Below are 25,955 nucleotides of genomic sequence, written 5' to 3' on the forward strand. Positions count from 1 at the left end.
AGGACCTATCCATGTTTGAGCGCATCATACGTTTTGCCATTGAGCAGCGATGGCTGGTCATGCTGGCAGTTTTCGGCATGGCCGCTATCGGCATTTTCAGTTACCAGAAGCTACCCATTGACGCGGTCCCTGACATTACCAATGTCCAGGTTCAAATCAATACGTCGGCACCAGGATATTCACCGCTTGAAACGGAGCAGCGGATTACCTTTCCGCTAGAAACAGTCATGTCCGGCCTGCCTAATCTGGAGCAGACCCGGTCGTTGTCCCGATATGGCTTGTCGCAAATCACCGTCATCTTCAAGGACGGCACCGATATTTATTTTGCGCGGCAGATGGTCAACGAACGGCTACAGGAGGCAAAGGAGCGGCTGCCGGCAGGCGTGACGCCGGCCATGGGACCGATTTCAACAGGCTTGGGCGAAATTTACCTCTGGACGGTGGAAACCAAGGAAGGCGCGAAAAAACCGGACGGCGCACCGTACACGCCGATGGACCTACGTGAAATTCAAGACTGGATCATCAAGCCCCAGCTGCGCAATGTGCCTGGTGTCACCGAAATCAACTCGATTGGCGGTTTCGAGAAGGAGTATCAAGTCGCGCCCATCCCCGAACGACTGGCTTCCTATGGCCTGACGCTCCAGGATGTCGTCAACGCGCTCGACCGGAACAACAGCAATGCCGGTGCCGGCTATATCGAAAAACGCGGCGAGCAACTGCTGATTCGCGCGCCGGGTCAGGTACAGTCGATCGACGATATCCGTAACATCATTCTCGGCAACGTACAGGGCGTGGCGATACGGATGCGCGATATCGGCGAGGTCGATATAGGTCGTGAGCTGCGTACCGGTGCTGCAACGGAAAACGGGCGGGAAGTCGTTCTTGGCACCGTATTCATGCTGATTGGCCAGAACAGCCGTGCCGTGTCTCAGGCGGTTGACAAGAAAATGGCTGAAATCAATCGTACGCTTCCCGAAGGTGTGATGGCGGTCACGGTCTACGACCGTACGCTGCTGGTTGACAAGGCCATCAATACGGTCAAGAAAAACCTCATTGAGGGGGCGGTGCTTGTTATTGCGATTCTGTTCCTCTTCCTCGGCAATATCCGCGCTGCGCTGATCACCGCGATGGTCATTCCCCTGTCGATGCTATTTACGTTTAGTGGCATGGTGTCGAACAAGGTCAGTGCGAATCTCTTGAGCTTGGGTGCATTAGATTTCGGCATCATTATTGACGGCGCTGTCGTGATCGTGGAGAACTGTGTACGCCGCCTGGCGCACGCGCAGGCCCACCACGGGCGGCCACTGACCCGCGCCGAGCGCTTCCATGAAGTATTTGCCGCTTCACGTGAGGCCCGCCGTCCGCTGCTGTACGGCCAGCTCATCATCATGGTCGTGTACCTGCCGATTTTCGCACTGACCGGTGTGGAAGGACGGATGTTCCATCCGATGGCGCTGACGGTGGTGATCGCCTTGCTGGGTGCGATGATTCTGTCAATTACCTTCATTCCTGCAGCCGTGGCGCTCTTCATCGGCAACAGGGTCGCCGAAAAGGAAAACATTGTGATGCAGGGCGCCAAGCGACTTTACGGTCCGGTGCTGGACTTCGTGATGGCCAACAAGCCGGTCGTGCTGGCCTTCGCCGCCGTCACCGTCATTCTGTCGGGCTTGCTGTCCACTCGCTTGGGAAGCGAATTCGTACCGAGCTTGAATGAAGGCGACTTTGCGATCCAGGCACTGCGAATCCCAGGTACCAGCCTGTCGCAATCGGTAGCTATGCAGCAGCAGCTTGAACGAACTTTGAAGCAGAAGCATCCCGAAATTGAACGGATCTTCGCGCGTACCGGTACCGCCGAAATTGCGTCTGATCCGATGCCGCCCAACATTTCGGACGGGTACATCATGCTCAAACCGCAGGACCAGTGGCCGGAGCCGAAGAAGACTCGAGACGAGCTGTTGGCCGCCGTCCAGCAAACCATCGCAAAAGTCCCCGGCAGCAATTATGAGTTCTCGCAGCCGATCCAGTTGCGATTCAATGAACTGATCTCAGGCGTGCGCAGTGACGTCGCGGTCAAGTTATTCGGCGACGACATGGAGGTGCTTAATGACACCGCAGCCAAAATCTCCACTGTTCTTGGTCGTGTGTCCGGCGCTGCTGAAGTCAAGGTTGAACAGACTACGGGTCTGCCAATGCTGACCATTAATATCGACCGCGAAAAAACGGCCCGCTATGGTCTGAACGTCGGCGATGTGCAGGAGATGGTGGCCACCGCTATTGGCGGCAAGGAAGCCGGAACCCTGTTCCAGGGGGACCGCCGGTTCGACATCATTGTCCGCCTGCCGGATAGTCTGCGAAACGATCTTGAAGCGATGAAACGCCTGCCTGTTTCGTTACCCCGCGGCGAAAACGGTAACGGCCGCCCTGCGTTCATCCCGTTGGGCGAAGTGGCGACGCTGGAATTGGCGCCGGGGCCGAACCAGATTAGCCGTGAGGATGGCAAACGACGTATCGTCATTAGCGCCAACGTACGCGGTCGGGATATCGGCTCGTTCGTCGCTGAAGCTGAGCGCGCGATTAATGAGCAAGTCAAGGTCCCTGCCGGCTACTGGACGACCTGGGGCGGACAGTTCGAGCAGTTGCAATCGGCAGCACAGCGCCTGCAGGTAGTTGTGCCGGTTGCTCTGCTTCTGGTCTTCACCTTGCTCTTTGCCATGTTCGGTAATATCAAAGACGGCTTGCTGGTGTTCAGTGGCATTCCATTCGCACTGACCGGTGGCGTGGTAGCACTCTGGATGCGCGGCATTCCGCTGTCAATTTCAGCAGCAGTCGGCTTCATCGCGCTGTCAGGGGTTGCGGTGCTCAATGGTCTAGTGATGATTTCCTTCATCCGTACCTTGAGGGAGGAAGGCCGCTCTCTGGACGAAGCAGTCCGGGAAGGCGCGCTGACACGGCTGCGTCCGGTGCTGATGACCGCACTGGTGGCGTCGCTAGGCTTTGTTCCGATGGCCATTGCCACTGGAACGGGTGCCGAAGTCCAGCGCCCGCTGGCTACCGTGGTCATTGGCGGCATCCTGTCGTCGACAGCCTTGACTCTGTTGGTATTGCCCTTGCTATATCGCATTGCATACCGGAAGGAAGAAGACGCGGACGTGCAGCCGGTTTTGGCTACACCGGTTGCGCAGCAACTGCCCACCTAACCCAATGGCCCCGGCATTCAGATGCCGGAGCCATTGGATCCCGTTCATTAACACCTCTTTACCACCATCAGGAGAAGATATGAAATTGCATCAGCTGGCTTCGGCCGCCATCGCAGTACTTGCCCTTTCGACTACCCATCTCGCTACGGCTGCCGATGACCATAAGGGCCATAGCCACGACGACAAGAAAGGCAGCGAGCACGCGCATGACGCCAAGCCTGCGTACGGTGGCATCGTCTCCGTCATCAAGGATGTCAACTACGAGCTGGTGGCCAAGCCTGATACGATCACCTTGTACGTGACCGACCATGGCAAGCCGGTCGACACAAAAAATGCATCGGCGACGTTGACCCTGCTGTCGGCCGCCGACAAGTCTGAAGTAAAGCTGGTTCCGGCCGGGGGCAATAAGCTGGAAGCCAAAGGCAACTTCAAAGTAGAGAAGGGCACCAAGGTGGTCGCGTCTGTAACCAGCGGCGGCAAACCGCAGAGCGTACGCTTCACGCTGAATTAAACCACTCTAGACATGGCTTGCCCCGATCGGGGCAAGCGTGTCACACCAACATAACAAGAGCGAGCAATTATGGGCGGCGGACATTCACACGGCAGTCATGGCCATGGACATGGGCACGCAAGCACGGGTAATTTGAGGACGGCGTTCCTGCTCAACTTCACGTTTACGATCATTGAAGTGATCGGCGGCTTGTACACCAACAGCATCGCTATCCTTAGCGACGCCGTGCACGACCTGGGCGATTCCATATCGCTCGGCCTCGCCTGGTATTTCGACAGGTTGTCCCGACGTGGCAGCACCGCGAAAAATACCTATGGCTATCGCCGCTACTCGCTGCTAGGTGGGCTGATTACCGGGCTGGTGCTCATTCTTGGCCTTGGCTTTGTGCTCTGGAATGCCGTTAGCCGCCTGTTTTCCCCAGAACCGGTCGATGCTCCAGGCATGATGGTACTGGCGATCATCGGGGTCATTTTCAATGGCGCGGCCGTGTTGCGCGTCAAGCGCGGATCATCGCTGACAGAGCAGGTGGTCAGCTGGCATCTTCTCGAAGACACACTCGGCTGGGTGGCAGTGCTGATCGGCGCCGGCGTGATGACACTGTGGGACTTTCCTATTATCGACCCGCTGCTGTCGATTGGCATTTCCCTGTTCGTGCTCTGGAACGTCCTCCGCAACCTGCGCAAGGTCTTTAACGTGTTCATCCAGAAAGTACCGGAGGCGTTTGATATCGACAAGTTCGAGCGCGCAGTGCTCGCGTATCCAAAGGTGCTGTCCCTCCACCATACCCATAGCTGGACCGTTGACGGAGAGGTTCACGTGCTGACCACGCACTTGGTCATGGCCCGCGAGGCTAGCCGGGACGACATGATTGGGGCCAAGGCACACGTTCGTCGGTTGCTTGATGAGCGTACGTTTGAACACGTCACCGTCGATGTCGAACTCGAAGGTGAACTTTGCATCATCGGTGAAGGGCCGGGACACGATAACAACCACGCAGGCCATGCACACCACCACCATTAGTGAGTCTCCCTGCCACAAGCTGCCACCCGACTATGACCACGAGGCATTGATGATCTTCAACAACGTGTGGTTTCCTGTACGGCGCTCATGCCAAGCATGGACGCCGCCTTATCATGCTTTTCTTGATCATTTTGCACAACCATATTGCCATCGGGTGAGCCATGCGCGTGCTAGTCGTTGAGGATGAAGCCAAGGCCGGCGAATACCTGCGCAAGGGCCTCAGCGAGTCCGGATTCGTCGTCGACTGGGCTCGCACGGGAGTAGATGGCCTGCATATGGCCCAGTCGGCCCACTACGACATCGTGATTCTGGATGTCATGCTGCCGGAGATGGATGGTTGGCAGGTCATCCAAGAATTGCGCGCTACTCAAGAAACGCCGGTGCTGTTCCTGACGGCAAAGGATGAAGTTGAGGACCGGATCAAGGGGCTTGAGCTGGGGGCGGATGATTATCTAGTCAAGCCCTTTGCGTTTGCAGAGCTGGTCGTGCGCATTCGTACCTTGTTGCGGCGAGGTCCGATCCGCGAGGCTGAACAGATCCGGATCGCGGATATGCAGATCGATGTGGTCAGGCGCCGTGTGGTGCGTGGTAACGACCGCATCGATCTGACAGCAAAGGAATTTGCCCTACTGTATCTGTTGGCCAAGCGTAAAGGCGAGGTGCTGTCGCGTTCACTAATCGCTTCCCAAGTCTGGGACATGAACTTCGACAGCGACTCCAACGTCGTGGATGTTGCAATCCGGCGGCTCCGGGTGAGGGTCGATGATCCCTATTCGCACAAACTGATCCATACGATTAGGGGCATGGGCTATGTCTTAGAGGAACGCGATTGATTGCCCGCTTGCCGATGACATTGACAGGCAAGCTGGCAAGCTTGTATGCAATCGCCACGCTGATCATTCTTGCGTGTGTGGGCACCTATTTGTATCGTGCCCTGGCGAGCCAGCTGGCCGCACGCGACGATCATGAGCTAGTTGAAAAAATTGAGCAATTCCGTCATATCTTATTGGAGACGCCCGATTCCGCCGCCATTATTAAAGACAAACATCGCTTCATCGATGCCGCAATGGGACATCATGGCCTAATCGTGATGCTGGTCGATGTGAATGGACAAACGCTCATGAAAAACCATGATGCGGCCGGTGCACTTACGCCATCGCAAATTGTTCCCATCGGTCAGGAACCGCACCCTCGTTTGATCTGGAATTGGGAATATGCTTCGGGAAAGACAGCGCGTACCATCGTAGCATGGGCAAAGCTTGATAAGGCCGCTGAACCTGTCAAGGTGGTCGTCGGGCGTACGGCTTCCGAGCGTACGCAGCTATTGGCCGATTATCTACAGGAAGTGCTCGCCGCTATGATCGGCGCGTCGGTCCTGGCGGCGCTGCTTGGTTATCTCGCCGTACGCCGGGCGCTGCGGCCATTAAAAATTATTGCCAGCCAAGCACACTCGATTACCGCCCAGCACCTCGAGCGGCGGCTGGATGCGCATCTGGCCCCGCCAGAGATGCAAACCCTGGTGGCATCCTTCAATGCGGTGCTCGACAGGCTGCAGGACAGCTTCCAAAGGCTGTCCCAGTTTTCCGCCGACCTTGCCCATGACTTGAGAACGCCGCTGTACAACCTGACAATGCAAACACAGGTTGCACTGTCGCAGCCACGCTCCAACGAGGAATACATTGCGCTGTTTAGCTCTAGCCTGGAAGAGTATGAGCGGTTGTCACGCATGGTCGAAAGCATGCTGTTTCTCGCCCGCGCCGACAATGCACAGGTCGCCCTTTCGGTACAGGCGCTTAACGCTTTCAACGAACTGCAACGGATTGCAGATTATTTTGAGGGCATTGCAGAGGATGCAAAGGTCAAAATTACCGTTGACGGGCAAGGGACCATCGCCGCCGATCCCGCACTGTTTCGCCGAGCTGTTAGCAACCTGGTCGCCAATGCGATCCGTTTCACACCGGCTGGCAACACGGTACGCCTGTATCTGGAGCGAGGCTCGACATCGAATGTCATCGGCGTGGCCAACCCGGGCTCGGGAATCGAACAGGCTCATCTCGCCAGGATCTTCGACCGGTTTTACCGGGCGGATCAGTCACGCAGTCGGTCGGGGTCGTCCACCGGGCTGGGTCTGGCAATTGTTGATTCAATTATGAAATTGCATGGTGGTAAAGTAGAGGTAGAAAGTGTCCTCAACGGGATGACGACGTTCCGGTTGCGGTTCCCGGTCAAGCCTCCCAGCTGAATGGCGCAGTGAAGCGGTTTCACGACAGCATACTCCGACGTGCGCCATGAGAGTACTGGTATCGTTGACATTCGGCCTCCAGACCGGTCGTGCCGTTCTAATCACGAAAGCTATTTAGATAACGCAATATGGCATCTATTGAAGAAGTACGTCTAATGCGGGAAGCACGCGCAGGAAAGACAACTGCGCAGGTGGCACTAGGTAAACGCTATTTGTACGGGGAGGGTACTTGCACGGTCAATCATATGACTGCCTTTTACTGGCTTGAGAAAGCCGCCCTGCAGAATGAACGGGAAGCCTGGCTACTGATTGGCGAGCATATTCCGCTCGACGTCGTGCTACGTACGCCCGATCCCGGCCGCACCCTGCGCTGGTACGAGATGGCGTTTGACGCCGGTGTCTGGAACGCCGGGTATGTATTTGCGCGCCTGATCTTAGAAAAACACGTTCTTATTGGCTCGGAGGCCGTGCGCAGTAAGGCGTGGCACGCGCTTGAAATGGCCGCACGCGCCGATATTCCTGAAGCTCAGGAATGGCTAGCCATGCATCTTGAAGCCGGGACGGCGCTGCCGGCGGAGTTCGTCGACACGACGGGGACGTTCACGACAGTGCGCCATCTCGAGTGGTTGACCCGTGCTGCTGAAAATGGTCAGGTGACCGCGCAGGGGTTATTGGCCGATATGGCATGGGCGCATCAGGATTACCGCAGTTTCCTAAAGTGGTCGCTGCCGATGGCGCGTGAGCTCGCTATTGGTTACAAGTCCCGTAAAAAGGTGGCGAGGCCCTATCTCTTGGAAGAACTGCAGTTGCTGGCCCGCTGTGGGTACGCAATGTCTATCCTGAATTGGGAAGACGTGAATGAAACAGATCGCTTTTTGGAGATCGCAGCCAGTCATGGCGATGTTGAATCCCAGTTGTTACTCGGGCTGCGTTGCGCGCGCATGAACGCCGATGCGCAGCGTGACAAAAGCATTGCGACCGTTGCCAATTACAAGGCCGCCATGCAGTGGCTGTCCAAGGCAGCTGCCCAAGGTAATGCTGACGCCTGGTACGCGATGTCAAAGGTTAGTTTGAAAAACGAATTCGCCAGTCTCGGTGAGCAGGAAACGCAACGCTATCTTGAAAAGGCTGGTGAAGCGGGGCACGTCAAGGCGCAGCTGGAACTCGGGAAAAAGGCATGGCTGGCGCGACACGATCATCCTGGAAATGACATCCGCGCCGCTTACTGGCTGAATAAGGCCGCTGCCATGGGTCATCAGGAAGCAAAGAGGCTGCTCGACAAAATCGTCATCTGTGCCGAACCGGCGGAGTGGGCCAAACACGCGTTGCGCTGCTTCGGGCCAAATGTGGATCCCTTTCTGAAGGCCCGCGTCGAGTTGGCGTACGTGTTTGGATTATCGCAAACCGAAGCGTTGCTGCTGGACATTCATACTGTAGATCAGCGCCAATGTTTTTTAGTTGATATCAAGGCCGAGCGTGTCCGTGCCAAGCGTAAACTGATTGCTATTCGTACGCGCGAGCAGCGCGAGGCGCTTAACCGGGCGACAAGGCTTTTCGAAAATGTGGACTGCGGGCCGTGCGGGCCCGAAGGGAATTTTCGACAAAAGCAATATCGGTTGAATGCAGCTCTTGCGCAAGGCAACCCGAAATCGCTGGAAGCCGCGGACTACCCTGTCAATAACGTAGCGCGTCGCTCGGTCTAGGGCTGGCAAGACTAGCCAAGCGGCTGCAGCCCAACCTGCAATACTAAGTAAAAAAGGCACCCTAGGGTGCCTTTTTTGTCCTTCCCTTCCAGCGATGGGAGAGGAGCTAAGCGCAATTAGAAGCGGTGCTGTACGCCGACGTTAAACGCCTTGCTCGTGGAACCGCCTTCTGTTGCGTTGCCAACGGTGAAGGTTGCGCCATTATCGTTCTTAATGCGAGCGATAGAAGTGTACAGATTGGTACGCTTGGACAGGTTGTGCACATATCCTAAAGCAATCTGGTCAGCATCACGGCTGAGGGCACTACGGTCATTACGGCGAATGTACGACGCCATAACACTACCAGAACCAACCGGAGCCGATGCGCCGAGCAAGTAGTCGCGGGAGTCGAGACCGGCGTCATCTTTTTCAGCTTCAAAAGCTGCGTGCAGCTTGGCTACGCCAAGATCAAATGTACCGCCCAGCAGCGACAGCTTGGTCTTGTTGGTATCGGTGGCATTGTTGCTGCTATTGTGTGCGAAAGTGACTGCAATCGGACCAGTTGCATAGTTCAGGCCCAGTGCCACGGTGCGGCTAGCAGCCGTGTCACCCGCGACTTCGCCGAAACCATACAGCACTTCACCGCTGAAGCCTGCGTAATTGGCGGATGTGTATTTCAGCGAGTTGTTCACGCGAACGACTGTGCTGAAGAGGTTATTAGCAGCACCTGCGAGGCCAGTACCGAACGGGTCCACTGCATCCAGCGAGGTAAAGATCGGGGAATACTGACGACCCAGGGTCACAGTACCAGCGGTGCGACTGGACAGGCCGACATAAGCCTGACGACCGAACAGCAGGCCACCTTGACCCATTGTGCCGGTATCGACGTTAAAGCCATTTTCCAATTGGAAAATCGCCGACAAGCCGCCGCCGAGATCTTCAGTGCCTTTGAAGCCGAGACGGGAACCGTTGCGGATACCGCTGGTGAGCTTGGTTGTGTCGGGACCCGTGCCGAATTCACGGACGAAACCTGCGTCTACGATACCGTAGATTGTCACGTTAGTCTGCGCTTGAGCGCTGGCGGCAAAAGCACCCAGAACAGCGAGGGCGAGAAGCGATTTTTTCATTTATTAATCCCCAAAGGTTTATCGAGCTAAATTTTTTGTTTGCTCAGACATACCGGCCGGATAAGGTAGTATGTCTTTCAGGCTTCTCTTCTTATTACCAGAATAAGAAGCCAGTGCTATTGGATCAAAGATGAAGAATAAGAGCCAAGCTTTTTTTGCATTCACTGTTCAATGTGGGCAATATTGTGGCAAACACACAACAAAATAATGCGCCCGTTCTAACTGGAACTCATTTTTGAAACATTGCAAGACATGCGATTTTCTCGAGTGGTTTGTGGTCTTCTCGGAGGCGCCTGGATTTTCTGTTGATTTCAGAGCCTGACAAGCCAGATTTTGAGGTGCTTATAAATACAATAACAAGCAAGCAGGCAGGCGATGATGAGAGCGCGTGTGCTGACTGAGCGCGCGCGTACAGACGGGAGTTTTGACGATGTAAGGGGCCAATGATCTGTGTCGTCGGTCGCCTTTGCGTAGCAAAGTGGGCCCAGATCAGGGTGAATCTGCTGCAGGACGTACCGCATTAGATCACGGCCCCACTCAGTCCTTTACGGTGAGTCTTGACTACTACCTGCAGGTGCGGCTACGACCAGAGCTAAATAGCATGCTGCATCATGCGGGTCGCGGGCATAGGAGGCGATGACAACAGACGTGATTGAAATCTGCGCCATAAGTGGCAGCTTTTACATAGGCTTCAGGTGATTTTCGTTGGTCCGAAATGGTTCCTAGCTCACCGAGTAGAGCTACGATGCACGTTGCAACTCAGAAAGAGCTCGATATCAGCTCTTTCTTAGGGCACTCAGACCGGTGCCGTTATCGTCCTGGCGTAGTAGAGGTACCGGACGTACCTGCAGGTCCGGAATTGGGGGCAGCCTTACCGGTACTACTTGTGCCTGACGCTGCCGTAGGACCGCTGCCAGACGGGCGTGGGGTCGAGCCACCGCTTGCCGAGGCCGTGTTGTCTTGGGCTCCTGTTGAACCAGAAGACATGTCCTTGCTGCTGCTCTTGCGCTTCGAGGAAGACGTGCCTGACGCTTCGGATGTGCTGCTCGAACCAGAAGCACCACTAGTAGCGCTGCTACCCTGTTGTGGCTTTCCGCCAGGGTAAGAAGTTGCATCACCAGTAGACCGACCCGATTTATCGTAACCAGAACCTGCAGTGCCCGATTGCGCTTGCGCTGTGGCTGTCGCTGCGAGGAAAACGATGGTTGCTGTTGCCCCAAACATGCTTCTCATTGCCTTTGCTTTGAACATTACGCGCTCCTTAAAATTGAGATAAAAATGCTCAAGTTTTCGTATGCAAAGGCCGTGCCACGCTCGCCTCAGGATCTTTACTTCTGCCTTGCCGGCCTGCTAGTAGAGCGTACCCCCTCTTCAAGGCACCATTCGCTCTATATAACCATGCTATATTCGAAGAGATCTGTCCTGTTTGGTAATCCCTATAAACTGCAAAAGCCAGCTATGCTTTTTACTTGTTTTTTTCGCAACTGGTTTTGTTAAGACGTATTCATCCAGGTAAAAATTTACAACAGGCACCCGGGACGATAAGATATCTTCAACGGCGTTGCATAACTGAAACAATATTGACTGGAGAACCTGTGCTTAAATTTCCACTTATCGTTTCGGTTTTGACCTTACCACTCGTCATCGGGTGTGCGTCGACCGACTTCGCAAAGACCTCGGCATCGTCGACTATTACGGAGCAGCGTATTAAGCTGGAATCTGGACCTTCGCACTGGGGTGTGAATAAACTTGTTCAGGTCGGAGATACCAAACTTGGATTCTACGGATCGCGCCGCACAAAAGGTAGTGGAGGCCACAATGGTACTACCTATACTTTTGATGCGGGCCCTACGGTGATCGCTGCATGGTATTACGATAACCAAACCGGCAGCCATTTGGCTAACCAGACGCCCGTTACCAAGTTAAGGGCAGAATTAAGGCCTCAGGGCCGGTACGAATTGAGAAGTGTTACAAAGGAAGGCAGGCTGCAGTTCATGCTGATCGACTTGGATACCAACGCACGCATCGCAACTTCAGATTGGGTCAGGTTATCGCAGCAGTTGCTTCCTGAGCCTGCAGGTGAGTCGGTCGGCGCCTCAGTGCCCGGGCTGTTCCACCATGTCAGGTAATGTAGCGACCGCCAGAAACACAAACGCGTCAGCACCGGTTAAGCGCTGACGCGTACTGTAAAACCATCTCGCCGGGCATGCTTGATACGCCCTCTACCACCGACTTACCCCCAGCACGAAGGGACGCTAATTAGTTGCTGCCGCGGTATAAAGGATTCGGCTCTACGTAGACTCTCACATCGCCAACATTGACATTGCCTGGAGCAATCGCCGACAACTTGAATGTATTAGTCGTCCAAGTGTCGAAGTTCCATACGAAACTCTCGCCTTGGGGCGTCACAAACCTTACCGTTTCGCCTTGTGCAACATTTGCGTAATTCTTGTTCAACGCAATGGTGCGCTGCGCGCTAGTTACCGGCGCGGGTGAGCCAAACATACCATCCTTGACACTGGGCGCTGCCATTGCGGATGCGCCGACAGATGCGGTGAGTGCGAGAAAAGCCAAGCGAGAGATGAGTGTTGAAATAGCCATTTTTTTCTTCCTTGATTGAAAAAACCAGACGTTCCGTTCAGATTGAAAGACCGAACGCCTCAGCAGGATTAAAGAATAGCTAAATAGCCGTGACGCAAAGGTGACTGGCAGATTACGTTTATGTAATCTGCCAGTCACCCATTAGGCGCTTGATCGGAACCATCTTCCCGTCGCACGGCATGCACTGCTATACCCGCAGCGGCCATGCTCACCATGTTCAGAGCGGTCCCATCGTGAAAGAGCAGCCGCTTTACTGCTATCCTCGCCAAGAAGGCCATCAAAGAAAAAGGCACCCAGGGGTGCCTTTTCTTATTCTATTGAATACTGAAGCAGGCTAAGCCTGACCCGGTATTAGAACAGGTGACGGATGCCAGCGTTGAAGATAGTCGCTTTGACTTCTGCAGCAGCCGGTGCCTCAGTCTTTTGCCATGCCGCCGACGTGTACAGGTTGGTACGCTTGGACAGAGGATGGGTGTAGCCCAGAGCAATCTGATCAGACTTGGCGTCGGAGTTCTTGTCATCCGCGCGGATCCAGGAAGCCAACGCGTTACCCGGACCGACCGGCACAGTGGCGCCCAACATGAGCGTACGGCTTTCTGCTTCAGCTGCAACGGTTTCGAGTGTGTTGTCTTGGAAAGCAACGTGAGCTTTCGCCACACCAAAGTTGTAGGTGCCGCCCAGCAGGTAGGACTTCTGGTCAACTGCGCCAGTGGTGCTACGTGCGGTCAGGTAAGTACCCAGTGCTGTAAGCGGACCGTTGGCGTAAGTCAGAGAAGCTGCGATCTGACGACCATTGGTGAAGGCAGTTGTCTGTTCGCCGAAGCCGTACTGCAGAGCACCGGTCAAGCCACCGAAGTTGGTGGTCTGATAAACGACGGCATTGTCGACACGGATGTCAACTCCCGGGCCACCTGCTGCGCTACCAGCGATAAAGTAGGGCAAGCCGCCAAAGTAGCCAGGGGCTGCATTTTCGGTGTTACCAGCCAGATTAGTTACGAAGGGGTCCAGCAAGACCAGCGCATCGTGGTTCAGCGAATACTGGCGACCCAGCTTGATAGTGCCGAGTGACGTGCTGGAGAGACCGACGAATGCCTGACGGCCGAACAGACGGTTACCCTGACCCAGGGTACCCGTATCCATGTTGTAGCCGTTTTCCAGTGTAAAGATTGCGGAAAGACCGCCGCCCAAATCTTCAGTACCACGGAAACCAATACGGCTGCCATTCTGCTGACCGCTGGTGAGGCCCCAAACCGGTTCAGTAGCGTTGGTGTCGGTACGGGAAAGTCCGATATCGGCTACACCGTAGATAGTCACGTTGGTTTGTGCAGAAGCTGCACCGGCGAATGCGCCAAAAACTGCGAGAGCGAGAAGCGATTTTTTCATTTTCAATCCCAAATAGGTTGTCGTTTGGAAATCTAACAGCAACAAGAAATTGTTTAAGAGCTGCCTGCATTGCGCTTTACAGAACATCGCGCTTTGCAAAAGTGGAAATTTCCAAGACAAGATCATACTACACTTGCAAAATGCAAGCCTCCATCTGCATGTCTTTTTCGCATTTTTACCACACACTTGGCATAATTTTTTTTGCACGAAGTCGTGTTTTTGTAACCGGTGACCTAGATTTTTCTCTGTGGAAATTCCCGTGAAGGATGTATTTGACCGGCTCTGCAAAAATGTAGGAAGCGCCAAAATTCGTTTTCAGTGAAACTTGCCTTTATAGAAAGGGGTTTTGCATGAGAAAGAAACGATTCGCGGTGGGACAGATCGTGGTGGCGCTCAAGGAAGCGGAAGTCGGAATGCCGGCGCAGAATGATCCGCCGCATCGGCAGCACGGAGCAGACCGTTTATCGCTGGAAGAAGCAGTATGCAGGTCTAGACAGAGATCTGGCTCATTAACTCAAGCCATTGCAGGAAGAGAATGAGCGCTTGAAGAAGATCGTCGCTAAACTGAGCCTGGACAAGGCAATGCTGACTGACTTCATCAACAAAATGGTCAAGACAGCTCCCTGACGCGCCATCGTGGAGTACCCGAAGAACCGTTACACGACTTCAGAGCGACATGCCTGTCGTTTGATCGGAATGGCACGTCGTGTCTACAGCTACAAGAGCTGCCTCAACCCACAAACCGCTCTGCGATTGCGGATGAAGGAGCTGGCAACGACAAGAATGCGATACGGCTACCGCAAGATAGGGATGCTGCTCAAGCGAGAAGGATTTCCGCACAGCGAGGCGTGATGTAACGGATCTATCGGGAAGAAGGTCTAGCACTGCGATATCGGCACGGACGTCGATCGAAAGCCTAAGTCACAGGAACGCAGCGTAAGCCAGCATCGCGACCGAATCAGGCATGGAGTGGACTTTGTGGCAGACCAACTTGCAACCGGCAACCGCTTCCGCTGCCTGACTATCGTTGATGTTTTACCCGCGAGTGTTTAGCAATCTGGGGGCAGCGTTAATCTGGCACGGACGTGATATCGGTACTTAATCAGCTGCGTCAGGCTAGTCGTGTTCCGCGTACACTTTTTGTGACAATAGCAGTGAAATCACAAGCCAGATTCTCGACCTATGAGCATACCACACCAAAGTCAGCATTGAGTTTAGCCGTCTAAGCAAGCCGTCTGACAATGCGTTCGTCGAGTCCTATACCGGGACGTTTCGAGATGAATGTTTGAACGCCCACTGGTTTGAATCTCTGAACAAATGCCAGAATGCATATCATGGCATGACAACAGAAATACGATAAGAGTCGTCCTCACAGGCGTGGGGAAAGCCGGACCAGCCGAGTTCGCCCGTCAGCACAGGCTGAACGGACATCGGCATCTGAAAATAGAGCTGGGGACTAACTTTGGCTATGGCTACAAAAACCCGGGCTGATCATTGACCTTAAAGACTGCCTGAACAGTAGCTACAAATTTCCATATCAGGGTCATTGCCCTTAAAGCACTCTCTACAAGTACCTAATTTTCGCCTAAGTCTAGGCAGGGCGCTTCCATGAGCAAGATGAAGGACAGAGGAAGTGGAGGCGCCATAATCTTCATTCATTTTGAGATTAGTTTGACCAGTTTCTTCGCCAATAAAAAATTGATAAACACATATATAGCTACCAGGAATAACACGATAAAAATGTTCCCTATGGCTATAACCATGGTCCTCCACCCTTGATTAACGATGCATCGACGAGACCTTGCGCTGCAAAGTTTCATCTCTGCGCTTATACAATCCTCACCTAGAACGCAGCGTAGGCCCGCCCTTCACCAGCTCATCTTCGCTAGGAAGTAATATTCGCCAGCTTATTGACTTCCTCCTAAATATAACGGGTTTGGCTGTACGAATACCGTGGCATTTCCGACACGGATGTTCTCGGGCGCAATGTTGGCAAGCTTAAAGGTATTCGTTGTCCATGTATCGAACGTCCAGATGAATGCGTCGCCGTTCGGAGTCACGAACCGTACAGTTTCCCCTTGCACCACGTTGACGTAATTTTTATTCAGGTTGATGGTGCGTTGTATATTACTGGCCGATGCGGGCGAGCCATACATTCCCTGCTTGGCACTGGATGCTGCCAGAACCGATACGCTAATAGAAGACCCGACAAGCAGAATGGCGAACCGATATGTAAATGTTGAGAATGCCATTTTTTTTCCTTTAATTAAAAGACTTAACTTGCCGATTAGGTCCGTAGTCCAAACGTTCTCAGCAGTGTCAAAGAATAAAGGAACAAGCGTGTCACGAACGTGACTGCCAGATTACAATTTTGTCATTGAACACGTTGAACTACTGCATTGGCCTTACCGATTCACCCGCAAAGATATCGCGCGTCCATGTATCAAGCACAATGTTCCCTATATTGTTCATCATGTGATTGAACGCTCGGCCTCGCAACAAGTTAGAACATCAGCTTGCCAAGATAGTGCCCTTAACGAACATCTTGCGAAGTTCGATTCCACATGGAAATTTACAACCACTTTGTTGACAGTCACGTTGGCAGGAGCTTCCTAAGGGCTATCGGCGCTCCTGCCAACCTACGCGGGTACTTTAGACATCACTTTCTCTTGCATGCTTGTCGCATGCTGCAGCACATGCTTCACACGCCTGCTTGCATCGAGCGCAATGGCTGTGCTTATCCGCATGGGACGCACACGCTTGGGCACAGACGCGGCACAGGTGAGCACAAAGTGCGCAGAAGTCACCATGATGATCGGACCCACGCGCTAGCGCTTTCAACGTAGCAGCGCATATGTCTGCACAATCGAGATTAATCAGTGCACACTGGGCGCCGCCGCCTTCCCGGATATCAGCCGCAGCACACTCTTGGCATGCGTGTAAGGCTTCCTCGCATGCTTCGATACAGACCTGCAAATCATGGCTTGTAATTTCTGTGTTCATCATCGTGCCTTTCAGGATGGACTAGTAAAGTTCGCTATGTCAGGATGAAACCGCAGATTGCATATAGCAGCAGGATCACGCAGCTATCAAAACTACATCCGTACTGCGGCAATACGGATCAACATCAAGGTATGCCGATCTTTAGCAAACCATTTACAAAATTTAACTGAGGTCACATTTTCACTGTGATTGTGAAGGTGCAACCTTACCCATCGTGCGCAGATGTCATGGGAATATACACGTGAAGACCGCTTTCCTGCTCACAAGGTGTTTTCTCAATCTGCACTGTTGTATGATGAATATCAAACTTATCTGCTAACATGGTACGGATAGCGGTTAGCAACGCAGGCCAATCCGATTCTTTATCCGCGGATACCACATGGACGGTCAAGCTTGCTTTGCCACTTGATATTGACCATACATGAAGGTCGTGAATACTGACAATTCCAGGATGGGCAAGAATAGCAGTTTCCACTTCTATCAGACCGACCCCCTCTGGAACACCTTCAAGAAGCACATTCATACTTTCTTTGAGCAGTATCCATGTCCGGGGTAACACCCAAAGTCCGATAACGACTGCGATTGCTGAATCTACCCAACCCCAATTTGTCCAGCGGATGACTATAGCGCCAATGATCACACCGATCGAGCCAAGCATATCACTCCACACCTCGAGATACGCCCCCTTAATATTCAAACTGTCCTCCTTGCCGGCGCTTAACAAGCGCATACTAATCAAGTTAATGACAAGTCCGAGGGAAGCAATTGCCAGCATCGCTCCGGATTGAATTTCTGGCGGGCTTTTCAGACGTTGGTAGGCCTCAAATAGAATATAGACCGCCACCAGAAACAGTAGGATCGCATTGAACGCGGCGGCTAGTATCTCGAATCGGTAATAGCCGAACGTTCGCTGACTATCAGCGGGTTTCTTGCCGATGCGAATCGCCACTAACGAAATCGCAAGCGCGGCCGCATCAGTAAACATATGCGCCGCGTCGGAAATAAGAGCGAGGCTGTTTACCAGAAGACCACCAATGACTTCAGCAATGAGAAAGGCTGTCGTCAGTGCCAACGCAATCCATAGCGGTCGTTCATTCTGACCTGCCGATACACCATGCGAATGACCTGAACCCATTACCATTCTCCTTTCCTCATTGGAATTGCTGCATTGGGAATCCTGTGTAGAGAGAGAGATTGCAAAGGATGTTTGTTCCCTATTTAGCAATACAAAGGCGCCCGGGCAAAGTTTCGTTCAACTGAGAGAGGCGACATAGCAAAAGATAAGTTCAAATCGTACAAATACAGTTTCAGTAAGCCCAAAAAAATCGACAACGCGATGCATTTGGTGTCGGTATGCTGCTGCCGATCGAAAGCAAATTGAAAGTATCTTTGTGTCAAGCTTCAGGTAGCGATTCGAGTCGCTACATTCGCTCGTCCCGGCGCGGCAACATGGTGCCTACGAAGCAGATTCAAACAAAAAATTTATCGGAGAATTACATGAGACAAACAAGCATCATCTTCGCCCTGCTTGCGGCAGCGTCGGCCACTACTCAGGCACAATCCAATGTTACCGTGTACGGTGTGCTCGACGCCGGTGTTGAGTATGTCAATAATGCGAACGCGGCAGGCGACAGCCTGATCCGGCAAAGTTCTGGCGGTACCAACACTTCTCGTATCGGCTTTCGCGGAACTGAAGACCTCGGCGCCGGCCTGAAGGCGTTATTTCAGCTGGAGGGCGGTATTTTGCTCGATACCGGCGCATCTGATGGCGCGCTGTTCGGCCGCCAGGCAAACGTCGGCTTGGAAGGCAATTTCGGGCGCGTGATTGCCGGCCGTTCGTACAGCACAACTTACGATTTCCTGTTGCCATTCGACCCAATGGGATATGCGCCGCTGTATTCTTGGGCCACATCGAGTAATGCGACTGGGGGCCGCAGGGATGGCATGTTGACCGGCGTATCGAATTTGATTAAGTACCAAGGAACATTCAACGGTGTCAAGCTTGGTGCCACCTATGCGTTCGGGGAAGCTGCTGGAAGCTCCTCTGATAGTGCTCGCCTTGCCTTGGGCGTAGGCTATGCAACCGGTCCTGTTAGCTTTGCTGCAGTGATCGACCGAGCCAACGGCGCGCGCATTGCGGGTGGCGCTTACGACAAGACAGACACGATACACCTAGGTGTTGCTTATGACGTCTCAAAGAGCGTCGATCTGAAAGGCGGGTACCGCAACTTCAAGAGATCGTTGGCTAGCGGCGGCGCTGATCTGCGCAGCGATCTGTTGTGGGGCGGCGTGAACTTCAACGTATCGCCGGCATTGACGTTGACAACGGCGTTGTACCATCAGAACATTAAGAATGTAGCCGCAGGAGCCGATGCCGATCCAACTATGCTTGTATTGCAAGCCAAGTACACGTTATCTAAGCGCACCTTCGTGTACGGTACTACTGGCTATGTGCGGGGCAGAAACAACCAACTGGTCAGCTTGTCACGGGATGACGCTGGGTTTGGCACAAACCAGACGGGCGTGACAGTAGGGATCCAGCATCGCTTCTGATAGGGGTCTTCCTGCTGGCGTTTAATATGCCAGCCACTTACACCTCCGATAATTTGCAAGGGTTCCGAAAGCTTGGCTGCGCCCGCTAGATAGCGGGCGCGCATTTGAAAGGCCTAGGAACGGTCCATTGATTCCACGCTAGCAGCCGCAGCCGGCATGTGGGTACCAAATTTGGCGCCAGCCACCGCAGTGATGAACTGAGGAGCCTCGCCTGCGTGACTTGGCATCTCGTCGGAACGCAGATCCTTAAATCAACTTGCGTGCAGTTTCCTTATCAATCACAATACCATGGCATGCCACGCGAGCCGACTCTCGCATGCCCATGCCGACCCAAAGTCCTGGTAACGCTTACGAATGCTTGTCAGCGTCTGGCCGATCGCCCTGGCGCAGGTGCTGCACCTTGGACACATGATGGCGCTCGGTAATCTGAGCTCAAGCAAGCTGGCCGGTATCAAGGAGGCGATGACGGAAGCTGGCTTAGGCACTTTTACTCACAGTATAGTCCAGACCTCAACCACCATTGAACAAGCCTTTTACAAGATGAAAACCTTCCATAGAAAGGTATTCAAACGTTCCGTCGATGGGCTATCGATAGTCATCGAAGGGTGGAGAGGACTGCTCTCCGGATGAGTGTGAGTGATATATCCCCATGCCTACTATGGCCGGCCAACCAATCGATAGACTTTGCGTCAGCGCCATATCTGCTTCTATACGCTCCAGATTACTTCTACCTTTTACCTGGCGTAACCATTATATATGGAGAATACAATGCTCTTCGTGAAGTCGATTGTTTACGTTTTACTTATGGCAATGTCGACCGCCGCTTGGTCGCAAACCTTCGGTGACGTTACGCCGTACCGCCCGTCCGTTTCGAACCCTGCGCAATTATCCCGCCCGGGCCAACTTGAGCTCGAATTGGGAGGTCTACATAAAAAAGTCAGCTCTGACCGCGAGGGCAGCCTTCCATATTTATTCAAGCTCGGCTTCACGAAGGAATGGGGAGTACTGCTCGGCGGAGATGCACACATCCGGACACGGGACGAAGTAGGAAATCGGGAGAATGGTGTTGGTGATACGACAGTAACATTAAAACGTGCATTTCTTATTCGGGATGAGACTGCATTCGGCCTGGAAGTTGGCGCAAAGCTTCCGACTGCAAAAGACGCTATCGGTGTCGGCAAGGTCGAATACACGTTGAACGGCATTTATAGCCAAGACTTTGGCCCGATCCACATGGATACCAACATCAACGCTACCCGTATCGGTCAGGTAGATCCAGGTGTGGCAAGAACGCAAAAAGGATTATCGGTAGCGTTGTCGACAGAATTGTCGAGTGACTGGAGCAGCACCGCTGAAGTGTCGGGCATGCGCCGCAGGGGAACCCCGACGGAGTCTCAGTTTCTGGCTGCTGTCGTCTACAGTCCAAACAAACGTTATGCCATTGATATCGGCTTAACGAAGGGAGTCAACCGCGCGTCCAACAACTGGTCTGTGTTTAGCGGCTTTGTTGTGCCAATTGCGAACCTCTGGTGACTTGCGTCCCTTTAACTCTGTGCGTGGAGGCTGTATGCCTGGTATGCAACCCATCCGATTGAAGTTAGCTATGACCTCCGAAACCTGCAATACCTGCTTGCCATACTGACGTATAGACACAAAAATATGTACGCCCATGTACTCAACAAGGGGCAGTCGTTGGAAATCTTCCTCGATCTATCTGGCATCGACTTTCTGATCGCCCACTTTGGAGCATAGAGGTACTCCGCTGGTGGACTCCTGATGGCCGCACCTTGCCTTTTGCCTAGCCTTGGGCGAGCGGCAGTAGCCTTCTACCAAGCCGACATTATTCTTCCGCCAAGGGCGTCTCAAATAAATAATCTTTGCCTAGTGTGAGTTCTTCCTAAGTGATTGCCTTGATCAAGTGATCACATCGAATAATTGACAGATTTTTCTCACTAGTTACCAGTATTGGCACTTTTCCTGTATAAAACTGGGAAGTTTTGCTTCACCGTACGACATCCGTGCCGTCAATCCCGAGCGGTTGGACCAAATCCGGCATCGCCGGGGCCCGCCACCTGCCTTCGATGCCCAGCAATACCAGCGACGCAGCGTCATTGACCGCTGTGTCGGCTGGCTCAAGGAAACCCACGAGGTAGCCACCCGCTTTGACAAGTTGGCTATTCATTACTGGGCATCGTTAAGCTCGCTATGATCCGTAGGCACTCGCGATTGGTCTTATCAAACACAGCTTAGCCGCACTAACCAAAGGGAATGTCCCCGCCAACGGGCACAGCCAAGAGATCGTGGCAGATTGTGCAAAGGCGTGTGCTCTCAGTCGAACAGCCGCTTCAGAAAGCTCCCGCGGTGCGAGCTGCGACATTGCGGGCAGAAATCGATCTCGATGTTCTCACGGTTGCTCATTGTAAGCTGAGCGTCCTTGCGAACCAGGCATTGCATGGTGATACTTTCGCAGTGGTGGGGTGACCTAGTTTCACTGCATCGGGTCGGGTTCATTCAGGAATTCGGTGTGCGGTCTACTGTCAAGCGGCAGCCACACTCGGCACCGCACCAGCGGCCGGCCGCGCAGCTGTCCTGTAGGCCAGCAGTCGCAATGCGTTGACCACGACAATCAGTGTTGAGCCTTCGTGGAACAGCACAGCGGTGCCGATGTTCAGGCCGAAGATCGTGGCCGGGATCAGCACCGCGACGACGCCCAAGCTCACATAAAGATTCTGCTTGATGATGCGGCTGGTGCTACGCGACAATCCGACGGCAAAAGGCAACTGCGCTAGGTCGTCAGCCATCAGCGCGACATCGGCGGTTTCCAGCGCGACATCGGAGCCCGCCGCACCCATCGCGATGCCCACTGTCGAGTTGGCCATTGCCGGCGCGTCGTTGACGCCGTCGCCGACCATCGCGACCTTGCCGTGCTTGTCGCGCAGCACCTTGATCGCATCGACTTTCTGTTCGGGCATCAAGTCGCCGCGTGCCTCGGTCAGGCCCACGCTCTTGGCCACTGCCTCGGCCACTTGCTGATTGTCGCCCGAAATCATGATCAGCCGTTCGATGCCAAGTTCGCGCAGTTCGGTCATCACCTGTGCGGCCACCGGCCGTGGCGTATCCATCACGGCGATGACACCCAGGAACCGCTCTCCGTGGCGCACCACCATCGTCGTGCGGCCTGCGGCAACCAGCTTGTCATTGGCGGCTGCCACCTCGGGCGGCAGCGTCGAGCCGGGCAGTTCAGAGAATAGCACCGGCTTGCCAATCACCGCCGTCTCGCCGCCAACCTGCGCCTGCACGCCGCGCCCGGTAATACTTTTGACGTCGGACACTGCAGGCAGCGCGACCCGTCCGCCGAGCCGCTCAGTGGCACCGGCGACGACGGCCGAAGCCAGCGGATGGTCGCTGCGCTGCTCGACCGCCTGGGCCACGGCCAGCAGCTCGTCTTCGCTGACCCCCGGCATCGCAACCACGTCGGTCAGCCGCGGCTTGCCTTCCGTTAATGTGCCGGTCTTGTCGAAGGCGATTGAAGTCAGCGTGCCCAGGTTTTCCAGCGGCCCGCCGCCCTTGACCAGTACTCCGCCGCGGCCAGCGCGTGCCACACCGCTGAGCACAGCGCTGGGGACCGAAATTGCAAGGGCGCAAGGACTGGCCGCCACCAGTACTGCCATCGCGCGGTAAAAGCTGGCTGAGAACGGCTCGTCGATCACCACCCCAGCGAACAGCAGCACCACTACAAGCACCAGCACAGCCGGCACAAAGAGGCGCTCGAAGCGTTCGGTGAACTGCTGCGTTGGCGAGCGCTGCGCCTCTGCCTCGGTGACCATCTTCACCACTCGCGCCATCGTCGATTGCTCGGCGCGGCGAGCAACCATCACCTCGATCGCGCCCGAGCCGTTGATGGTGCCGGCAAAAACGCGGTGCTCGGCGCTAACGCGGTCGAATGCGGCCAGCGCCGCCTTCGCGTCGGCCACCGGCCGCTTGTCGACCGGAACGCTCTCGCCCGTAACCGGTGCCTGATTGACACTGGTGGTGCCGACCACCACCACGCCGTCAGCAGGCAGTCGTTCGTTGGGCCGCACGATCACGACGTCGGCCACCTGCAATGCGGCGACGGCGATTTCCTCAGTCCCGGCCGTTCGCCGCACGGTCGCTGTCTCCGGCGCCAGCTTGGCCAGGGCCTCGATCGCCTTACGGGCGCGACCCATCGCGTAGTGCTCCAGCGAATGTCCCAGGCTGAACAGGAATAACAGCAAGGCGCCTTCGACCCACTTGCCAAGCGCTGCAGCGCCGATGGCCGCCACCAGCATCAGCGTGTCAATCTCGAAGCGCTTTGCGCGAAGGTTGTCAAACGCTTCGCGGCCCGTGTAGTAGCCGCCGAAGAAATAGGCCGCGACGTACAGCGCCGTGGGCAGCCACGCCGGCCCGGTAGCCACGCGTTCGAGCAGCCAGCCGACGCCCAGCAGCGCGCCGGCAGCGCCGGCGAAGACGAGTTCGGTCATCTCGCCGAATGGGCCGCCACCGTGAGAGTGGCCGGCATGGTCACCGACTGCCTTCGCGTGGTCGTGGCCGGTGTGATCGCCATCGTCCTTGCCGTGCTCGTGACTGCCATGGTCGTCCGGTTTCGCCGTGTCTGCGGGTGCTGCATCGAGCGCCTTGAGGCCCAACGTGGCGGCGTGTGCCAGCAACGCCTTCGCCGACACCTTCTGGCGGTCGTATTCGATCCGCACCGCGCCAGAAGCGGCGACATCGGCTTCGAGCACACCAGGTATGCTGCGCAAGCCGTTGGCGACGTTGCGCGCTGCGCGTGCGTGTAGCGCTGCGTCGGCGCGCAAGACCAAGTGCCCGAAGCGCTCGCTGACCTGCGCGCCCGCGGCATGAACCAACTCTCGGACGCGGCTGATGTTGATTTGCGCCGGGTCGTAGTGAATACATAGCTGCGGCGCGCCACCGTCGCGCGCGATGTGCGCCTCGGCGATGCCGGGCCTTCCCGACAATGCGGCAATCAACCGGCCGGTACATCGGTCGTCGGCGTCTTGGACGTCGGGCAACAGCAGCGGCAGATCGAGCCGCAGCCGAGTCGTTGGTTCGTTCATCGGCACTCTCTTTCGTTGTTATGAGGCAGGGCCGGCCGGGAGAAGCATTTTATCGGCGGACGTCACTGCGCTTGTCGCTGGCGAAGTACGGCGAGGGCAGGCAGTCATACGATTGCCCTCTATTGGTTAACCAAACTTGCATTATTGTCACTTGCTCGAATGATACCAGCTTGACCGTGCTTGTACTTTTCCCAATAACCGCTTGGACCGGGCAATTGCATGAAGGCTCATCCCGGCAGCCTGATTGAGACACATTAGGTAATATAAACAGGCGCACCCGCGTGTTGCCGTATGGTGAAGCAAAACGCCCGGTTTTATCGACGGAAACTTCCTATCAATATGTGGGAAGGATCAAGTAGATGGGCCTTGCAAATCTGCTACCTGGGTTGGGGCTTGTGTGGCTTTTATTACATACTGGCGTAACTCATCGGCAATAACGCGTTGTGTGTCGAGCTTGGCTTGTGTCGTGACCAGTTCGAGTTCCAGCGCCCGGTGACGGGCCTCAGTCGCGTCCGATTGGGCGGCCACTGCGGCCATTCGCTCAGTCATGGCTTTGATTTGCTGATCCCTGTCCTGTAACTGCGCGGCCAGCATGGCGGCACGCTGGTCGACGCCTTGTAAGGTTTCAACCTTCTGTTCTAATTGCCTTAGCTGTGTCTGTGCATCGTACAGTCCCTTCTGCGCGTGGCTAAGGTCCGATACCAGCCGGACACCGTCCTGATTCAGGCGTGTCACTTCCTCTTGTTTGACGACAACCGCTTGCTGAGCCAGCCGCAGTTCCGCCTGCAGCTGGTGAACCTGATGCTCGTGCCGTCGCTGCTCCTGCTCTCGCTGTTCCTTGGTCGATTGCCGGTAATGTTCGAGCGCCTCGCGCGCATGGCGGTGCTTGTCTTCGAGAGACTGCAAATGCAGATCGTTTTCCGCAAGCCGCTCCTTCAAGTCCGCAGCATGCTGTTCGGCGGTGTGGCGGAGGACAGTTTCCCGCTGCAGGGCCTCACGGGTCTGGGCATGGACAGACTGTTCGCCGGCTAGAGCTTGTTCCAGGCGCTGCGCTCGTGTTTGCCACTGGTCCGCTTCCTGACGTGCTGCGGCCAAGCTTTCGGCGTAGCGGCGTTCCATTGCATCTTGTTCGGCACGCACTGTGTTGATCTGTACGTTGGCTTCTTCCTGTAGCTGACCAGCCAGACGTCCCAACAGATCCTGCAATGCCTCGCTGATGGTTGCGCCAATTTCCTTGGGGCCACCGTCTTCTTCCTCGAGTTCCTTCAAATACTTGTGAATGGTGGTTTTGGAGCCGGTATTGCCGAGCGCAATACGCACGGCGTCGACCGACGGGTGAACGCGCTGTGCAAGCAAGGCATCGCGTGCGCGCTTGACGTCGGTTTTGTAAATGCCGGATCTAGCCATCTGGAAATGCTCCGTGAATAGCGTAATGAATTACGTACTAGTTATTACGTGGTATTTTAACGCAGAAAAGATGGAAGAGGCGGGGTGAAATTGATTTAGAATAATAGGGAGTTATCCATTATGATGGACTCGA

General features: G+C 54.8%; 19 protein-coding genes and 1 pseudogene. 11 read left to right on the plus strand and 9 right to left on the minus strand.

Features of this window, described 5'->3' with window-relative positions:
- Nucleotides 1–11 precede the first annotated feature (11 nt).
- The 6 genes from RY831_RS04725 (at nucleotide 12) to RY831_RS04750 (ending at nucleotide 8,673) form a co-directional block, all read left to right on the plus strand.
- Nucleotides 12–3,197, plus strand: coding sequence for a CusA/CzcA family heavy metal efflux RND transporter (locus RY831_RS04725; protein WP_326505155.1), 3,186 nt, complete (start codon nucleotides 12–14; stop codon nucleotides 3,195–3,197).
- A gap of 79 nt (nucleotides 3,198–3,276) precedes the next feature.
- Complete coding sequence (locus tag RY831_RS04730; RefSeq protein WP_326505156.1) at nucleotides 3,277–3,708, plus strand: hypothetical protein; 432 nt, start codon at nucleotides 3,277–3,279, stop codon at nucleotides 3,706–3,708.
- 69 nt (nucleotides 3,709–3,777) lie between these two features.
- Nucleotides 3,778–4,728: a cation diffusion facilitator family transporter gene (locus tag RY831_RS04735; protein ID WP_326505157.1), complete on the plus strand. Its 951-nt coding sequence runs from the start codon at nucleotides 3,778–3,780 to the stop codon at nucleotides 4,726–4,728.
- Nucleotides 4,729–4,889: 161 nt separating this feature from the next.
- Nucleotides 4,890–5,561 (plus strand): heavy metal response regulator transcription factor, encoded by a 672-nt coding sequence (locus RY831_RS04740; RefSeq protein WP_326505158.1) that lies wholly within the window; start codon nucleotides 4,890–4,892, stop codon nucleotides 5,559–5,561.
- On the plus strand, nucleotides 5,558–6,970 hold the full coding sequence (locus tag RY831_RS04745) for a heavy metal sensor histidine kinase (protein WP_326505159.1): 1,413 nt from the start codon (nucleotides 5,558–5,560) through the stop codon (nucleotides 6,968–6,970). Before RY831_RS04740 ends, RY831_RS04745 begins: the two co-directional genes overlap by 4 nt.
- Before the next feature lie 128 nt (nucleotides 6,971–7,098).
- Nucleotides 7,099–8,673, plus strand: a complete 1,575-nt coding sequence (locus tag RY831_RS04750; protein WP_326505160.1) for a tetratricopeptide repeat protein — start codon at nucleotides 7,099–7,101, stop codon at nucleotides 8,671–8,673.
- Nucleotides 8,674–8,789: 116 nt separating this feature from the next.
- On the opposite strand, the gene RY831_RS04755 is transcribed toward RY831_RS04750, so the two are convergent.
- On the minus strand, nucleotides 8,790–9,779 hold the full coding sequence (locus RY831_RS04755; protein ID WP_326505161.1) for a porin: 990 nt from the start codon (nucleotides 9,777–9,779) through the stop codon (nucleotides 8,790–8,792).
- 1,595 nt (nucleotides 9,780–11,374) lie between these two features.
- Between RY831_RS04755 and RY831_RS04760 the strand changes: the two genes are divergently transcribed.
- The gene (locus RY831_RS04760) at nucleotides 11,375–11,908 is read left to right on the plus strand and encodes a hypothetical protein (RefSeq protein ID WP_326505162.1); all 534 of its coding nucleotides are present in this window, start codon (nucleotides 11,375–11,377) and stop codon (nucleotides 11,906–11,908) included.
- A gap of 130 nt (nucleotides 11,909–12,038) precedes the next feature.
- On the opposite strand, the gene RY831_RS04765 is transcribed toward RY831_RS04760, so the two are convergent.
- Together RY831_RS04765 and RY831_RS04770 are read right to left on the minus strand one after the other, a co-directional pair.
- Nucleotides 12,039–12,380, minus strand: coding sequence for a CzcE family metal-binding protein (locus RY831_RS04765; protein WP_326505163.1), 342 nt, complete (start codon nucleotides 12,378–12,380; stop codon nucleotides 12,039–12,041).
- Nucleotides 12,381–12,731: 351 nt separating this feature from the next.
- Complete coding sequence (locus RY831_RS04770; RefSeq protein WP_326505164.1) at nucleotides 12,732–13,889, minus strand: porin; 1,158 nt, start codon at nucleotides 13,887–13,889, stop codon at nucleotides 12,732–12,734.
- Between the two features lie 224 nt (nucleotides 13,890–14,113).
- Between RY831_RS04770 and RY831_RS33400 the strand changes: the two are divergent.
- Nucleotides 14,114–15,254 (plus strand): annotated as a pseudogene (locus RY831_RS33400) (IS3 family transposase).
- 416 nt (nucleotides 15,255–15,670) lie between these two features.
- Here RY831_RS33400 and RY831_RS04780 read toward each other — a convergent pair.
- The 3 genes from RY831_RS04780 to RY831_RS04785 form a co-directional block, all read right to left on the minus strand.
- Nucleotides 15,671–16,015: a CzcE family metal-binding protein gene (locus RY831_RS04780; protein ID WP_326505166.1), complete on the minus strand. Its 345-nt coding sequence runs from the start codon at nucleotides 16,013–16,015 to the stop codon at nucleotides 15,671–15,673.
- Between the two features lie 400 nt (nucleotides 16,016–16,415).
- Nucleotides 16,416–16,769 (minus strand): four-helix bundle copper-binding protein, encoded by a 354-nt coding sequence (locus tag RY831_RS33530; RefSeq protein WP_496196636.1) that lies wholly within the window; start codon nucleotides 16,767–16,769, stop codon nucleotides 16,416–16,418.
- Nucleotides 16,770–16,971: 202 nt separating this feature from the next.
- On the minus strand, nucleotides 16,972–17,901 hold the full coding sequence (locus RY831_RS04785; RefSeq protein ID WP_326505167.1) for a cation diffusion facilitator family transporter: 930 nt from the start codon (nucleotides 17,899–17,901) through the stop codon (nucleotides 16,972–16,974).
- A 362-nt stretch (nucleotides 17,902–18,263) separates the two neighbouring features.
- Here RY831_RS04785 and RY831_RS04790 point away from each other — a divergent pair, with 362 nt between their 5' ends.
- The 3 genes from RY831_RS04790 to RY831_RS04800 all read left to right on the plus strand — a co-directional run bounded on the left by RY831_RS04790 (nucleotide 18,264) and on the right by RY831_RS04800 (nucleotide 20,852).
- The gene (locus RY831_RS04790; RefSeq protein ID WP_326505189.1) at nucleotides 18,264–19,319 is read left to right on the plus strand and encodes a porin; all 1,056 of its coding nucleotides are present in this window, start codon (nucleotides 18,264–18,266) and stop codon (nucleotides 19,317–19,319) included.
- 354 nt (nucleotides 19,320–19,673) lie between these two features.
- Nucleotides 19,674–19,949 carry a hypothetical protein gene (locus tag RY831_RS04795; RefSeq protein WP_326505168.1) on the plus strand — a complete coding sequence of 92 codons (276 nt, stop codon included), beginning with the start codon at nucleotides 19,674–19,676 and terminating at the stop codon, nucleotides 19,947–19,949.
- Between the two features lie 138 nt (nucleotides 19,950–20,087).
- Nucleotides 20,088–20,852 (plus strand): transporter, encoded by a 765-nt coding sequence (locus RY831_RS04800; protein ID WP_326505169.1) that lies wholly within the window; start codon nucleotides 20,088–20,090, stop codon nucleotides 20,850–20,852.
- A 469-nt stretch (nucleotides 20,853–21,321) separates the two neighbouring features.
- On the opposite strand, the gene RY831_RS04805 is transcribed toward RY831_RS04800, so the two are convergent.
- The 3 genes from RY831_RS04805 to RY831_RS04815 all read right to left on the minus strand — a co-directional run bounded on the left by RY831_RS04805 (nucleotide 21,322) and on the right by RY831_RS04815 (nucleotide 25,822).
- Nucleotides 21,322–21,501, minus strand: coding sequence for a hypothetical protein (locus RY831_RS04805; RefSeq protein ID WP_326505170.1), 180 nt, complete (start codon nucleotides 21,499–21,501; stop codon nucleotides 21,322–21,324).
- 355 nt (nucleotides 21,502–21,856) lie between these two features.
- Complete coding sequence (locus RY831_RS04810; protein ID WP_326505171.1) at nucleotides 21,857–24,415, minus strand: heavy metal translocating P-type ATPase; 2,559 nt, start codon at nucleotides 24,413–24,415, stop codon at nucleotides 21,857–21,859.
- Between the two features lie 351 nt (nucleotides 24,416–24,766).
- A complete protein-coding gene (locus RY831_RS04815; RefSeq protein ID WP_326505172.1) occupies nucleotides 24,767–25,822 on the minus strand; it encodes a DNA-binding protein in 1,056 nt (351 codons plus the stop codon).
- Nucleotides 25,823–25,955 lie beyond the last annotated feature (133 nt).

This window comes from Noviherbaspirillum album, assembly GCF_035916955.1.
Classification (GTDB): Bacteria; Pseudomonadota; Gammaproteobacteria; order Burkholderiales; family Burkholderiaceae_D; genus Noviherbaspirillum; species Noviherbaspirillum album.